This window comes from Pseudomonas sp. NPDC089554 (genome assembly GCF_050280645.1).
Classification (GTDB): domain Bacteria; phylum Pseudomonadota; class Gammaproteobacteria; order Pseudomonadales; family Pseudomonadaceae; genus Aquipseudomonas.
In genome coordinates this window covers 24,857-38,050 of the sequence record NZ_JBNNVR010000051.1, presented here as the reverse complement: position 1 = coordinate 38,050, position 13,194 = coordinate 24,857, and the positions used below count along the sequence as shown (strand labels likewise).

The 13,194-nt window shown below is 62.0% G+C and carries 11 protein-coding genes; 4 read left to right on the top strand and 7 right to left on the bottom strand.

Annotation, left to right across the window (positions count from 1 at the left end):
* The 3 genes from ACQKPE_RS16030 to ACQKPE_RS16020 all read left to right on the top strand — a co-directional run.
* The coding region (locus ACQKPE_RS16030) for an aldehyde dehydrogenase family protein (protein WP_427667315.1) at positions 1-303 on the top strand (303 nt) is incomplete at its 5' end.
* A gap of 59 nt (positions 304-362) precedes the next feature.
* Positions 363-1,811, top strand: coding sequence for an ethanolamine permease (gene eat / locus ACQKPE_RS16025; RefSeq protein WP_427667313.1), 1,449 nt, complete (start codon positions 363-365; stop codon positions 1,809-1,811).
* 93 nt (positions 1,812-1,904) lie between these two features.
* Positions 1,905-3,527: an acyl-CoA synthetase gene (locus ACQKPE_RS16020; protein WP_427667312.1), complete on the top strand. Its 1,623-nt coding sequence runs from the start codon at positions 1,905-1,907 to the stop codon at positions 3,525-3,527.
* A 129-nt stretch (positions 3,528-3,656) separates the two neighbouring features.
* Here ACQKPE_RS16020 and ACQKPE_RS16015 read toward each other — a convergent pair whose 3' ends face one another.
* Both ACQKPE_RS16015 and ACQKPE_RS16010 read right to left on the bottom strand, forming a co-directional pair.
* Positions 3,657-4,409, bottom strand: coding sequence for a hypothetical protein (locus tag ACQKPE_RS16015; protein ID WP_427667310.1), 753 nt, complete (start codon positions 4,407-4,409; stop codon positions 3,657-3,659).
* Positions 4,410-4,653: 244 nt separating this feature from the next.
* Positions 4,654-5,397, bottom strand: a complete 744-nt coding sequence (locus ACQKPE_RS16010) for an SDR family NAD(P)-dependent oxidoreductase (RefSeq protein WP_427667309.1) — start codon at positions 5,395-5,397, stop codon at positions 4,654-4,656.
* A gap of 138 nt (positions 5,398-5,535) precedes the next feature.
* Between ACQKPE_RS16010 and ACQKPE_RS16005 the strand changes: the two genes are divergently transcribed.
* On the top strand, positions 5,536-6,429 hold the full coding sequence (locus tag ACQKPE_RS16005) for an AraC family transcriptional regulator N-terminal domain-containing protein (protein ID WP_427667317.1): 894 nt from the start codon (positions 5,536-5,538) through the stop codon (positions 6,427-6,429).
* 233 nt (positions 6,430-6,662) lie between these two features.
* On the opposite strand, the gene ACQKPE_RS16000 is transcribed toward ACQKPE_RS16005, so the two are convergent.
* The 5 genes from ACQKPE_RS16000 to ACQKPE_RS15980 all read right to left on the bottom strand — a co-directional run bounded on the left by ACQKPE_RS16000 (position 6,663) and on the right by ACQKPE_RS15980 (position 13,170).
* Entirely contained in the window at positions 6,663-7,259 is a 597-nt protein-coding gene (locus ACQKPE_RS16000; protein ID WP_427667307.1) for a hypothetical protein, read from the bottom strand.
* 279 nt (positions 7,260-7,538) lie between these two features.
* Entirely contained in the window at positions 7,539-9,155 is a 1,617-nt protein-coding gene (locus ACQKPE_RS15995; RefSeq protein WP_427667305.1) for a PQQ-dependent sugar dehydrogenase, read from the bottom strand.
* Positions 9,156-9,201: 46 nt separating this feature from the next.
* Positions 9,202-11,613 (bottom strand): TonB-dependent siderophore receptor, encoded by a 2,412-nt coding sequence (locus ACQKPE_RS15990; protein ID WP_427667303.1) that lies wholly within the window; start codon positions 11,611-11,613, stop codon positions 9,202-9,204.
* A gap of 124 nt (positions 11,614-11,737) precedes the next feature.
* Complete coding sequence (locus ACQKPE_RS15985; protein ID WP_427667301.1) at positions 11,738-12,658, bottom strand: FecR domain-containing protein; 921 nt, start codon at positions 12,656-12,658, stop codon at positions 11,738-11,740.
* Positions 12,655-13,170: a sigma-70 family RNA polymerase sigma factor gene (locus tag ACQKPE_RS15980; RefSeq protein WP_427667299.1), complete on the bottom strand. Its 516-nt coding sequence runs from the start codon at positions 13,168-13,170 to the stop codon at positions 12,655-12,657. Before ACQKPE_RS15980 ends, ACQKPE_RS15985 begins: the two co-directional genes overlap by 4 nt.
* Between the last annotated feature and the right edge of the window lie 24 nt (positions 13,171-13,194).

Sequence of the window (13,194 nt, the reverse complement as noted above, 5' to 3'; positions counted from 1 at the left end):
GTGGTCAGCGTCACCACCTTCAAGGACGAAGCCGAGGCCCTGGCGATTGCCAACGACACCGAGTTCGGCCTGGGCGCCGGCGTATGGACCCGCGATATCAACCGCGCCTATCGCATGGGCCGTGCCATCAAGGCCGGCCGCGTGTGGACCAACTGCTACCACCTGTACCCGGCCCATGCCGCGTTCGGCGGCTACAAGAAGTCCGGGATCGGGCGCGAGACCCACAAGATGATGCTCGACCATTACCAGCAGACCAAGAACCTGTTGATCAGCTACGACGTGAACCCGTTGGGGTTCTTCTGAGAGCACTGCCATAGCCGCTTCCCAATTCGCCCAATGCTGTCGATAACGAGGACCCGCTCATGTCCATACAAAAAGAACACGCAGCCCAATTCACGCAAGGTGTCGAAACGGAGAGTGTCGACGCGCAATACTTCCAGAACCGACAGTTGAAACAAGGCGCCGCAGGATGGGTGCTGCTGATCGGCCTGGGTGTCGCCTATGTCATCTCGGGCGACTTCGCCGGCTGGAACTTCGGCCTGGCCCAAGGCGGGTGGGGCGGTATGTTCCTCGCCACCTTGCTGATGGCCGCCATGTACCTGTGCATGTGCTTCTCCATGGCCGAGCTGTCGTCGATGATTCCCACCGCCGGTGGCGGCTACGGCTTCGTGCGCACGGCCTTCGGGCCGTGGGGCGGGTTCTTCGCGGGGGCTGCGATCCTGCTGGAATACGCCATCGCGCCGGCTGCGATCGCGGTGTTCATCGGCGCGTATTGCGAGTCGCTGTTCGGCGTGGGCGGCTGGCCGATTTACCTCGTGTTCTACACGGTGTTCATCGGTATCCATGTGCTCGGCGCGGGTGAGGCGTTGAAGGTGATGTTCGTCATCACGGCGGTGGCGGCCATCGCCCTTGGCCTGTTCATCGTGGTGATGATTCCGCACGTCGAGGTCGCCCACCTGTTCGACATCCCGGTCAGCGAAGCCAAGGGTGCCAGCAGCTTCCTGCCGTTTGGCTATGTCGGCATCTGGGCGGCGATCCCCTACGCGATGTGGCTGTTCCTCGCGGTAGAAGGTGTCGCCCTGGCTGCCGAGGAAACCAAGAACCCCACGCGTGACCTGCCGCGCGGCCTGATCGGCTCGATGCTGGTGCTGCTGGTCTTCGCCGCGTTGATTCTGCTGGTAGGGCCAGGCGCAGCGGGCGCCAAGGCGCTGATGGATTCCGGCAACCCGTTGGTGGCGGCGTTGGAGTCGGTGTATGGCGGTTCGACCTGGATGAGCCAGTTCGTCAACCTGGTGGGCCTGGCCGGTTTGATCGCCAGCTTCTTCTCGGTGATCTATGCCTATTCGCGGCAGATCTTCGCCTTGTCGCGGGCGGGCTACCTGCCGCGCAAGCTGTCGGTCACAAACCGCAACAAGGCGCCGGTCCATGCCTTGGTGGTGCCGGGCATCATCGGCTTCGGCCTGTCGTTGACGGGGCAGGGCGACCTGCTGATCCTGGTGGTGGTGTTCGGCGCGACGTTGTCCTATGTGTTGATGATGGCCGCGCATATCGCCCTGCGCATCCGTCGCCCGGACATGCAGCGCCCGTATCGCACGCCCGGTGGCATCGTCACCTCGTCGTTCGCCTTGGTTCTGGCAGCCATCGCCCTGGTCGCCGGTTTCCTGGTCGACCCGAAAGTGATGCTGGGCACAGCGGCCATCTACGCTTTGTTCATTGCCTACTTTGCCTTGTACAGCCGTCACCACCTGGTGTCGGGCACGCCCGAGGAAGAGTTCGCCGCTATCCAGAAAGCCGAGGAAACGCCTCGCTAGAGGCCGTGCGAGACCTGAGTCAGAGCTAACAATCAGCCATTGAGGGCCACCTGCGCAGCGACCTGGCGGGTGGCCTTCCTACAGGAAAACCTTATGTCGATTTTCGAAACGGGCCTGGCGCCCTCGGCGGTCAACCATACCGCGCTGTCGCCGCTGAGCTTCATCGAGCGCACCGCGTCGGTCTATGGCCAATACCCGGCGGTGATCCACGGCGCTATCCGACGCAACTGGCAAGACACCTACACACGTTGCCGACGCCTGGCCAGCGCGCTCAGCCGCCGAGGCATCGGCAAGGGCGATACGGTGGCGGCGATGTTGCCGAACATTCCGGCCATGCTCGAAGTGCACTTCGGCGTGCCGATGATCGGCGCGGTGCTTAATACGTTGAACGTGCGCCTGGATGCACCGGCCATCGCCTTCATGCTCGAGCACGGCGAGGCCAAGGTGTTGATCACCGACCGCGAGTTCCACGCGGTGATTCGCGAGGCCTTGGGCCTGCTGGCCAATCCACCCCTGGTGGTCGATGTCGACGACCCGGAGTACGGCGCAGGTGCGGCTGTCAGTGAGCTGGATTACGAAGCGCTGCTGGCCGAGGGCGACCCGCAATTCGCCTGGCAGTGGCCGGAAGACGAATGGCAGGCCATCTCCCTCAATTACACCTCCGGTACCACCGGCAACCCGAAAGGCGTGGTCTATCACCACCGCGGTGCCTACCTCAACGCCCTGGGCAACCAGATGACCTGGGCCATGGGCAACCACCCGGTGTACCTGTGGACCTTGCCGATGTTCCACTGCAACGGCTGGTGCTACCCCTGGACCGTCACCGCGCTGGCCGGCACTCATGTGTTCCTGCGCCGTGTCGAGCCGCAAAGGGTGCTGAACCTGATTCGCGAGCACCGCGTCAGCCATCTGTGTGGCGCGCCCATCGTGCTCAACGGCCTGGTCAATGTGCCCGAGGCCGACAGGGCGCTGATCGAGCATCCAGTCGATGCCATGGTGGCCGGTGCCGCACCGCCAGCGAAGGTCATTGGCGCGGTCGAGGAAATGGGCATCAAGGTCACCCACGTGTACGGCCTGACCGAAGTCTATGGCCCGGTAACGGTGTGTGCGTGGCATGGCGAGTGGGACGAACAACCGTTGGACGAGCGCGCGCGGATCAAGGCGCGCCAAGGTGTGCGCTACCCGACGCTGGAGGGCCTGATGGTGGCCGACCCGCAAACCTTGCAGCCGGTGCCGAGCGATGGGGAGACCATCGGCGAGATCTTCATGCGTGGCAATACGGTGATGAAGGGCTACCTGAAGAACCCCGACGCGACCCGCGAGGCGTTCGCAGGCGGCTGGTTCCACACGGGCGACCTGGCGGTGCGGCACCCGGATGGATATATCGAAATCAAGGATCGGCTCAAGGACATCATCATTTCAGGCGGCGAGAACATTTCTACCATCGAGGTCGAGGGGGTTCTGTATCGGCATCCGTCGGTGCTGGAAGCGGCGGTAGTCGCCCGGCCGGATGAGAAATGGGGCGAAGTGCCCTGCGCTTTCATCGCCCTCAAAGAAGGCTGCGCGGTTACTCGGGAGGAAGACATCATCGGCTTCTGCCGCGAGCACCTGGCCCGTTACAAGCTGCCCAAGACCGTGGTGTTCCGTGAGTTGCCGAAGACGTCGACGGGGAAGATTCAGAAGTACTTGCTGCGTGATTGGGCCAAGGCGCTTTGACGAAGTCTGCATTGACGTGGTGTGGCCTTGTGCGCGTCAGGTAAGCCAAATTGGGGCCGCTTTGCGGCCCCAAGTAAGGCAAGAGGAAAATAAATCCGTCCCTTTTGGGGCGTTGGTTCTCGTTGGGCTCTATTTGGTCTCGGCATTCAATTGCAAAGTTGTAGTCGATACGTTAGCAGCCGACTCATTGATGGCCTTGGTTTTTTCGACGGTTTTGGCTTTTTTCTCTTCGATGGACTCGGTAAGTAGGTTTCTGATTCCATTGGGGGTGCAGATTTCAATATATGAGTTTAGCGCGCGATCGGCCTCGTCCATTGACTCAATTCCATCAGGCCATTTTGCAGTGCTGTCCAGCTTTCGATAAGTGAGTATCTCAACTTGTTCTTGCTTTCGTTGAACCAGTTTCTCTAACTCTGCGATATTAGGTGAAACGAGAAATGCTTCGTCATAAGCATCAAATGAAGCCGAACCAAAGCTGAACGCCGCGCTTGTAGCGGCAATCCCACCCGCGCTGGCTTTTGCCAGCCCCATTAGCGAGGCAGTCAGCCCACCGACGAGATTGGTTTCTTTTTTTGCGTGATCGCGATGTGCTTTAGTCAGGGATAATCGCTCGAAATAATCTCGGCAGATTAAATTGCTATAGGCAATCCCGGATCCAACATAGGGTCTGATATTTTCTTTTCTGGGGTCATCTCTTAGCTTTTTGTATTTATCTACCCATGATTGAGCCTTCTCACTCAAAAACGTTGTTGTCTGATTATTTGTGCCCTCCAGGGAGCCATCGATCAATGGATTTCGAACGCTGAAAGGCGTTTGATAGCTGGGGAACATGCCGCAGCCAGAAATCAACACAGAAAGTATCGCAATGATTAAATTTCGCATACATAACTTCCTTGTTAGGCTGAAGGTTTTTAACGATTAGTAGCACTTTGCCTTCATGTCAAGTGGCAGCCTGAGATTTACTCGTCTATCGCTTTTTTCCACTGGACCAAGACAAGTCGGTATCCGATGTGAAGGCCACCGCATTGGGCGCGCCACGACTCATACCACGGCGAGTCGGGGTGGAAACTTGTGCATATCGCTCGGCGAAAAGAGGAACTGGCCGCGCATCAAAAAACACGCTCGATCAGATGTTGTAGCCGCCCGCGACCTCGATGTTCTGGGCATTGATCCAGGCGCCTTCATCGGACAACAACATGCCGATGACGCGCGCGATATCCTCAGGTTCCCCCACGCGCCCCAATGCCGTTTGAGACGCCAGCAGCGCCTCGAACTCATCGTTCAAGCCACCGCCCAGTTCGGTACGGATCGCCCCGGGCGATACGGAGTTGGCACGAATACGCCGCTCGCCGAACTCTTTGGCCATGTAGCGGGTGAGCACTTCGAGCCCGCCTTTGAACGAGGCATAGGGTGCGACACCGGCCGTTGCCACACGGGTGGTGGCGCTGGTCAGGTTGACGATGGATGCGTTGGTTTCCAGCAGCGGCAGTAAGGTTTGCGTGAGGAAGAACGGGCCTTTCAGATGCACCGCGCAGAGCGCATCGAACTGGGCCTCGCTGACCGAATCGATAGGGTTGAAAAGGCCGTGCCCCGCATTGTTCACCAGCCCGGCAAGCCCGCTGATGCCCCATTTCTCTCGCAAGGCTTCGATCACTGCCTCGCGAAAGCCCGTAAAGCTGCCGATATCGGCAACATCCAGCCCCAGGGCAACCGCGTTGCCACCCGCTTGCTCGATATCGGCCACCACCTGCCGTGCCGCAGCCGGGTTGCTGTTGTAGGTAAGGATGACACCCAGGCCGCGCCGGGCCAGGTGCTGAGCTGTACTGGCGCCGATGCCACGGCTGCCTCCGGTGATGACGACAACGCCCATGTGCTGCTCCGCTAACGATGAATTGAGCGCACACGGTAACCATCGACCTTCCCGGCTTCGTCTGCATTTCTCCTTCAATCCTGCCTGTTTCTGCTTTTTGCTTGCGTGGCATCGCTTGCTGGGGCGAGCATGCCGGTCATGAACAATCAGCTTGATGAACTACGCAGTCTGGCCGCCAGGGCCGAAAACCGCCGAACCGAGACGGGTATCCCACGGGTCGCCATGGTTCAGGGCAAGGTCCCGGAGCATCTGCTGGCGGCGGTCTACGACCCGATGATCAACGTGATCCTGCAAGGCAGTAAAACGATGACCGTGGGGGATCGCACGCTGCGCTACGATCCGGCGACCTACTTCGTCATGTCCATCGACCTGCCGGCGGTGGGGACGGTGCATGCCACCGAGTCGGGCGAGCCCTACCTGGCTGTCAGCCTGACGCTCGATCCGATCGTGCTGACCACCTTGCTTGCCGACCTGCCAAAGCCGAGCGGGCAGCATGACCAGCAGCCGGGGTTTTCCGTGGCGGCTGTTACTTCAGAGCTGATGGATGCCTGGGTGCGCATGTTGCGCTTGATGGACAAGCCCGACGAGATCGCGGCCCTGGCGCCTGTCTACGAGCGTGAGATTCTGTATCGCGTGTTGCAGGGCCCCCATGGCTGGATGTTGCGCGAGATAGCGGCGCCGGATACGGCGCTGGCCCGCGTCAGCCAGGCCATACAGTTCATTAGGCGAGACTTTGCCCAGTCGATCAGGGTGGAAGAGCTGGCCCAGCGGGCCGCCATGAGCGTTTCGGCGTTTCATCGGCATTTCAAAACGGTCACCAACTTGAGCCCGTTGCAGTATCAGAAGCGTGTGCGTTTGCTTCAGGCGCGGACGCTGATGGTGGGCAGTGGCAGGAGTGTGATGGCGGCGGCGTTCGAGGTGGGGTACGAGAGTGCGACGCAGTTCAGCCGCGATTATGTGCGGGTGTTTGGTGTGCCGCCGGCGAGGGATGCGGCGCGGATTCTGGAAGCGGGTAGGGCACGAGGTCGTTAGCGGCCATTGGCGACCGGCCGTTATCATCTTGCACCCTGAGCCTTCAGCGCCCAGTCTTCACTACGGGCGCTTTTTTGTGCTCGCGATGTCGCGTTATGGCGGTGTTGCGCGGGACACCTTCGGGTGTGCTGGGCCCCTTTCGTCCCGGTCGGCCAACCCGCGTACTGCCGCCACCTTATGCTGTCCTTGGCCAAGGACAGCAGGTGACCCGCTTCGGGACGATAGACAAACGACTAACCCTGATTTTTACAGACGTTGTAAATCTGGTACTGGTCCATGGATGTCATGTGATAACCGTAATCTGGCGCCAAGACGAGTGCGCGCTGAGTTACTCCGGTTTTCTCATGGGCCTTTCCTTGGGTATCGCTGTGGGAGCGGAAACCGGCAGCTCTCATTTCCTCGATCAGCTTTTTTCTGAGTGGAACTTCAACCACCCCTCTGTCGTTGCCGGTAGAAAGAAATACTGGGCGATCGGCGTTCAGCAACCACACCGGTTCAGCGCTGACGTCACCGCTGAAGATATACACGCAGTCGGTTGAGGCACTGGTGAATACAGCTTGGCGAAAGTAATGGCCTTTTTCATACCCAACAAGTGTGAGCAAACCAGGCTGGACCAGCGCAAGCGCATCTTTGGTATCCACGCCTTCCTTCTGAACGCCGTACTCGAAATATGACCATTTCAGCGGAAACATGCTTGGAGGGAGATGCTCCAACTGAAGGTCTTGCTTCATCAACATCAGATCTTCAGGTGCTTGGTAGGGGACTGGGGTGCCGCAAGCTGCAATCAGCGCGGCGCAGGCTCCGGCCAGCAGTATACGAGGAAACTTCATAGTCACTCTCCGTGTGCCCAGGCGTAGGCGACAGCGTTGGTCAATTGAATTAGTGGCTAAATGCTACCTTAGGGGGCAGGCTAGGTGACACAGATCTCCTGCTCGGCTCAATCTTCCTGTAAGGACTTGTCCGCGAACCTGAGTGGGGCATGTTGTAGCGTTCGGGCAGCATTCGTCTGTTTCTTGCCAATAGCTATCGTTCACGAAGGGTTGTTTCGCTCTGAAAGTTGACATTCATGACCGGCAGCTCCTGCGAGCGAAGGCGAAGAGAGCGGTTCCTCAATTACCGACTTGCGTTGGAACCAGCCGCAACAACTTGGCGTCAGTCCCATCGGTAACCACATAGATAGCCCCATCCGGCGCCACCTTGACGTCCCTCATCCGCTCCTCCAACTCAGCCAACAGAAGCTGCTCCCCAACAACCTGCCGCCCATCTCGCAACACCCTACGCACGGCCCGTTCCTTCAGCGCCGGAACCAACAAATCCCCCCGCCAATCCGGAAACAACGCACCGTCATAAACCGCCAGACCAGCCGGTGCGATGGAAGGCGTCCACTCCAGGATCGCATCGCGATAACCCTCCAACCGGCGAAACGGCGTCACCCGCGCAAACGGGTAGTCGATGCCATCCGTAACAACCGGCCACCCATAGTTGCCGCCGGGCTCGATCCGATTGATTTCATCTCCACCCCGCGCACCATGCTCGCTGAGCAGCAACTCGCCCGTCGCCGGGTCGACCGCAATGCCTTGCGGGTTGCGATGCCCCAGGCTGTAGATCTCGGGTGCGGCACCAGGATGCTGCAAGAACGGGTTATCCGCCGGTGCCCGACCTTCACGGTCCAGCCTGACGACAGTCCCAAGGTGGTTCGCCAGGTTCTGTGCCTCTTCACGACGCGCACTGCCGTCCCCCAACGAGAGCACCAGCGTGCCATCTCGCAGAAAAGCGATACGTCCACCATTGTTCCCGGCGCTCGGTTTCAACGTGGAACTGAACAGCACGCGCACATCCTCGAGCCTGTCATTCACCAACCTGGCCCGCACCAGCCGCGTGCCGTTGGCGCCCGGCTCGCCGTAGGCCATGGTCAGGTAGAGCAGGCTGTTGCTCTCGAACTGAGGGTCCAGCGCAACCTCCATCAACCCGGCAATTGCACGCAATCGGAAGATCGGTGGTAGCCCATCGAGCGCGATTTGCGATGTCGAACCGTCGGGTGCAATCGCCAGCAAGCGGCCCGCCATTTCGGTGACGAGCGCGCGGCCATCCGGTAGAAACGCCACCGACCACGGACGGTTAAGGCCCGACAGGACGGTCTGGACCTCATAGCTGGCAGGGTCGACCGGCGCGGGCTTGTCGCCTGCCGGGGGAACCATCCAGAGAAACAGCGCGATGGGCACCACGATCAGCGCGCCGGATATCGCTGCGTAACGCCGACCGGCCGTACCATCCGCCTGGCGCTTGGGCGGTGTCATGGCGGCGTACAGCAGCCCGCCGACAACTCCCGTCGCAGACATCAGCACATGACCGAACTGCTCGCGGGTGCCCGGCATCGCGGGCATCGGAATCACCGAGCGCATCAGCCAGAAGAGCACCCACAGGGCAACTATCGAGGCGACCGGGAATAGGGCGGTTCGCCAGCGCGAGGTAGGCGGTGCGTGGCGAATGATGAGGTGCGTGAGCACAAACGCAGGTAACAGCGCGGCAATGGCAATCCCCATCATGACCGGCCCAAACCGCGCCAGGTCTTCCAGTGTCATCCATAGCCGAATCGAAGCCGTGACCGGAGCATCCAGCTCGATGAGCTTGCCAAGCACGAGTTGGGTCTGAGTGATACTGGCGAGCGCGCCGGTCGCCAGGGCAGCGACCAGCAACGCGGCGATATATCGATTCAGGGGCTTCATCCGGTGGCTTCTCTGCATTCAGGAAGCCACCATCATGCCCGCTACATCAGAACGCGTACACCAGCGTCGCCGTAGCACTGCGCGGCGTGCCGTACCAGCCGCGCGAGCCGATCGCGGTGTAGTACTTCTCGTCGAACAGGTTGTTGACGTTCAAGGTCACGCTGGTTTGCGGGGTGAAGGCGTACTGCGCCATCGCATCGACCACGCTGTAGGCGCCCTGGGTGAACTTCTCGCCGTTGGGGCCGGCGTTCTTGTAGTACTCCGAACCTTGCCAGCGCACGCCGCCGCCGATTTTCAGCTGCGGCAGCGATTGCAGGCGGTAGGTGGTGTAGAGCTTGAGGGTATCGCGTGGGACTTCCGAGAGCAGGCGGTCGTTGTCGGCGTCCTTGGCCACGGCGTAGGTGTAGCTGGCCGAGACCTGCCAGTCCCGGAGGATCTCACCGGCCGCTTCCACTTCGAAACCGCGGGTCTTGGTGCCGGACTCGGCGCGGTAGGCCTGGTTGCCGTCCGGTGCCAGGTTGCTGCCGTCGGCCACGGCCAGGTTGTCCTGGTGCACTTCGAACACGCTGAAGGCGGTGGCCAGGCGCTTGTCCCAGAACTCGCCCTTCAGGCCCAGCTCGTAGTTCACGCCCTCTTCAGGGTCGAGGTAGCTGCCGCTCACATCCTTGTTGCTTTGCGGCTTGAAGATGGTGGTGTAGCTGGCGTAGGCCGACCAGTTGTCGTCGAGGTCGTAGATCAGCCCCACGTAGGGCGTGACCACGCCGGTTTCGCTGCGCGAGTTGCGGGTGGTGGCGCCGGTCGCGAGGGCGGTGGAGGTTTCGTCGCGCTTCCAGTCGATCAGCCGCGCGCCGGTAATCAGCGACAGGTCGTCGGCCAGGCTCCAGCGCACCGAGGCCACCAGGCCATCCTGGGTTTCATCCAGGGCATCTTCCGACGACTTTGTATGAATAGCATCCGGCACCGCCAGCGAGCCGTCCCAGGTGTAGATGTTGTCGATGGTCTGGAACGACCACAGCGGGTAGCCGGGGTTACGGTAGTAGGCGCGGTAGTGGCTGGCACCGAGGTACAGCTGGTGCTCGCGCGACAGCAGCTCGAACGGGCCGCTTGCCGAGAAGTCGAACGAGGTCTGCCGGGGTTCGCCGGCCCAGCGGCCGGTCCAGGTACTGACGCCGCTGCCATCGGGGTTGACGGTGCCGCTGGCGGCGGTGGCGAAGGCGTCGTCGTAGCTGCGGCGGTTGTGTTCGGCGTTGAACTTGAGCTGCCAGCCGTTATCCAGCTGGTGTTCGAGGGTGGTGAACACGGTCTTGGTACGGCGTTTGTGGTAGCTCCAGTCCGACGCCGAGTTGAACGAGCGCGAAGGCTTGAAGTGGCTGCCATCGGAATTGAACATCGGGAAGCCGTGGTTGCCCGCGCCGTCGCTGTCCATCTCCTGGTATTCGGCGCCGACGGTCAGCATCGTGCTGTCGGTGAGGTCCCATTCCAGCACGCCATAGGCCACCTGCTTTTCCAGGGACTGGCGGTCGACATGGCTTTGGCTGTCGGTGCTCGAGGCGACGAAGCGCCCGCGTACGTTGCCGCTTTGCGAGAGTTTTCCGGACACATCCAGTTCGGTGCGGTAGTTGTCCCAGGAGCCGGCCTTGAGGGTCAGCTTGCGCTGGGTTTCCAGGGTCGGCTTCTTGCGGATCAGGTTGATGGTCGCGCCGGGGTCGCCGGTGCCGGACATCAGCCCTGTGGCTCCGCGCACCACCTCCACCCGGTCGTACGACACCATGTCGGCGAGGTCGTCGCGAAAGCCATAGGTGTCGGGGCGGTTGATGCCGTCGACCTGAATGCTGCCGACTTCGAAACCGCGCACGTATATATGGTTGGCGTCGCTACCGGCCGGGCCCATGCTGTCGACCACCACGCCCGGGGTTTGCTCGAGCACCTGGGCCACGTCGGTAAGATTCTGGTCTTCGATCTGCTGGCGGGTCACCACGCTGACCGATTGCGGCGTCTCGCGTGCCGAGAGGCGCAGGCCGGTGGCGGTATTAGCCGAGCCTGTGGTGTAGCTGCCGGTGCCTTCGCTGGTGCTGCCCAGGCCGATGGCCGTAACGCTGGTGGCCCCCAGCTCCAGGCCGCTGCTGCTTTGTACCTTGGCCAGTACGTAGCGCTTTTCGCCCGCCGGCAGCACTTGCAAGCCGGTGCCCTGCAACAATTGGGCGAAACCTTGTTCGAGCTCGAAGCTGCCGCGCAGGCCTGCGGACTGCAGCCCACGGGTTTCCTGGTTGCCGAAACTGATGGTCACGCCGCTGGCCGCCGCGAACTGGCTGATCGCCGAGGCCAGGCTGCCGGCTGGAATATCGTAGCGCTGCGGGTCGGCCCAGGCGGCAGGGGTGGCCAATGCGGCACCGCAAAGGCTGAGCGCGAGGGTCGCCTGGCGGATGCTGCTGGCGAGTGAGGTACGGCGTGCGGACATGAACAGGGGCTCCTGGTGGGGGGGCTGGGGCGCGGTGGATAGGCGCGTCCCCAAGAGCCGAAGCAGTGGAAGAAATCTGTTACCCCTGAATGCAAAAAAGTTACGGGGCCTGGCGCAATACCCTTCAAGCCCGCTCAAGCGGCTCGAGCTGCACCCAATAGCGGGTCAGGCGACGTACACGCACCGGCAGCGCGTCTTCCAGGCTGGCCAGGGCGATGTCGGTGTCGTCGAGGCTGAAGGCGCCGGACAGGCGCATTTCGGCGACTTGCCTGGAGCACCCGAGATGACCGGGGCGGTAGCGCGCCAGTTCCTCGACCACATCGCCCAGGCGCCAGTCGACGCTCACCAGCATGCCGCGCGCCCAGGCCAGGGCGTCGGGAGGCAGGGGGCGTAGCGGCTCGGTGTGGTCGGCGCTGAAGCTCAGGCTGTAGCCGGCGTCGACTCGCACGCTCTCGGCGATGTGGCTGGGGCGTACCTGCACGGCGTGGGCGGCCACTGCCACGTGGCTCATGCCAGCCTGTTGGCGCACGCTGAACCTTGTGCCCAAGGCCAGGATGTCGCCTGCAGCGGTGCGCACGCTTAATGGGCGCCGGTCCTTGGCGGTTTCCACCAGGATCTCGCCTTGACGCAGCTGGATCAGGCGTTGGCCCGCGTCGAAGTGGATATCCACGCGGGTATCGGTATTGAGGTCCAGGCGAGTGCCATCGGCCAGTGTCAGTTGGCGCCGTTGGCCAACACCGGTTGAATGCTCGGCGCTCCATGGCGAGGCTCGATAGCCTTGCCAGCCGACCACCCCGACACCCAGCAGCAGCGCCAAGGCCTTCAGGGCATGGCGGCGATCGTGCCGGGCTAGGGTCAGCGCTTGCGCCGCCCCACCGGGGGCGCTGGCCAGGCGGCCTTGCAGTTGCTCGAGGCGCGCCCAGGCGGCGGCGTGGCGAGGGTCGGCTGCGCACCAGGCGCGCCACTGCATGCGGGTCGCTTCATCGACGTTGCTGTCATGCAAGCGCACGTACCAGTCCATGGCGTCGGCAAGAATGGCCTTCATGCCGCCTCGAGCAGCAAGCAATGCAGCAGGCCACGCGCCAGGTGCTTGCGCACGGTGCTGACCGACACACCGAGCTTGTCGGCGGCTTTCTCGTAGCTCAAACCGTCCAGCTGCACGGCGAGAAAGATCGCGCGGGTGCGGGGGCCAAGGCCATCGAGCATGCGGTCGATGGCCATCAGGGTATCGAGGATGACGGCGCGGGCTTCGGCGGAGGGGGCATAGCGTTGCGGTTGCAGCGCCAGGGCGTCGAGGTAGGCGCTTTCCAGGCTGCGGCGGCGATACAGGTCGATGACCAGGCCGCGGGCGATGGTTGCCAGGTAGTGACGGGGCTCGTTGAGCGTGCCGGCAGTGCGTGCCAGCAGCACCCGGATGAAGGTGTCCTGGGCGAGGTCGGCGGCATCGGCGCCGCTGTTCAGTCGCTGATGCAACCAGCCGTGCAACCAGCCGCTGTGCTCGCGGTAGAGTGTTTCCAAGCCTCTGTGTACAGCGCCGTCGGCAACAACGGTGGACATCCCACCCTCCCCAAAAGATTACCA

Excerpts from the sequence above, each read along its gene's own strand:
- eat (WP_427667313.1), top strand. The coding sequence starts at position 363 with ATGTCCATACAAAAAGAACACGCAGCCCAATTCACGCAAGGTGTCGAA.
- ACQKPE_RS16020 (WP_427667312.1), top strand. The coding sequence starts at position 1,905 with ATGTCGATTTTCGAAACGGGCCTGGCGCCCTCGGCGGTCAACCATACC.
- ACQKPE_RS16015 (WP_427667310.1), bottom strand. The coding sequence starts at position 4,409 with ATGCGAAATTTAATCATTGCGATACTTTCTGTGTTGATTTCTGGCTGC.
- ACQKPE_RS16010 (WP_427667309.1), bottom strand. The coding sequence starts at position 5,397 with ATGGGCGTTGTCGTCATCACCGGAGGCAGCCGTGGCATCGGCGCCAGT.
- ACQKPE_RS16005 (WP_427667317.1), top strand. The coding sequence starts at position 5,536 with ATGAACAATCAGCTTGATGAACTACGCAGTCTGGCCGCCAGGGCCGAA.
- ACQKPE_RS16000 (WP_427667307.1), bottom strand. The coding sequence starts at position 7,259 with ATGAAGTTTCCTCGTATACTGCTGGCCGGAGCCTGCGCCGCGCTGATT.
- ACQKPE_RS15995 (WP_427667305.1), bottom strand. The coding sequence starts at position 9,155 with ATGAAGCCCCTGAATCGATATATCGCCGCGTTGCTGGTCGCTGCCCTG.
- ACQKPE_RS15990 (WP_427667303.1), bottom strand. The coding sequence starts at position 11,613 with ATGTCCGCACGCCGTACCTCACTCGCCAGCAGCATCCGCCAGGCGACC.
- ACQKPE_RS15985 (WP_427667301.1), bottom strand. The coding sequence starts at position 12,658 with ATGAAGGCCATTCTTGCCGACGCCATGGACTGGTACGTGCGCTTGCAT.
- ACQKPE_RS15980 (WP_427667299.1), bottom strand. The coding sequence starts at position 13,170 with ATGTCCACCGTTGTTGCCGACGGCGCTGTACACAGAGGCTTGGAAACA.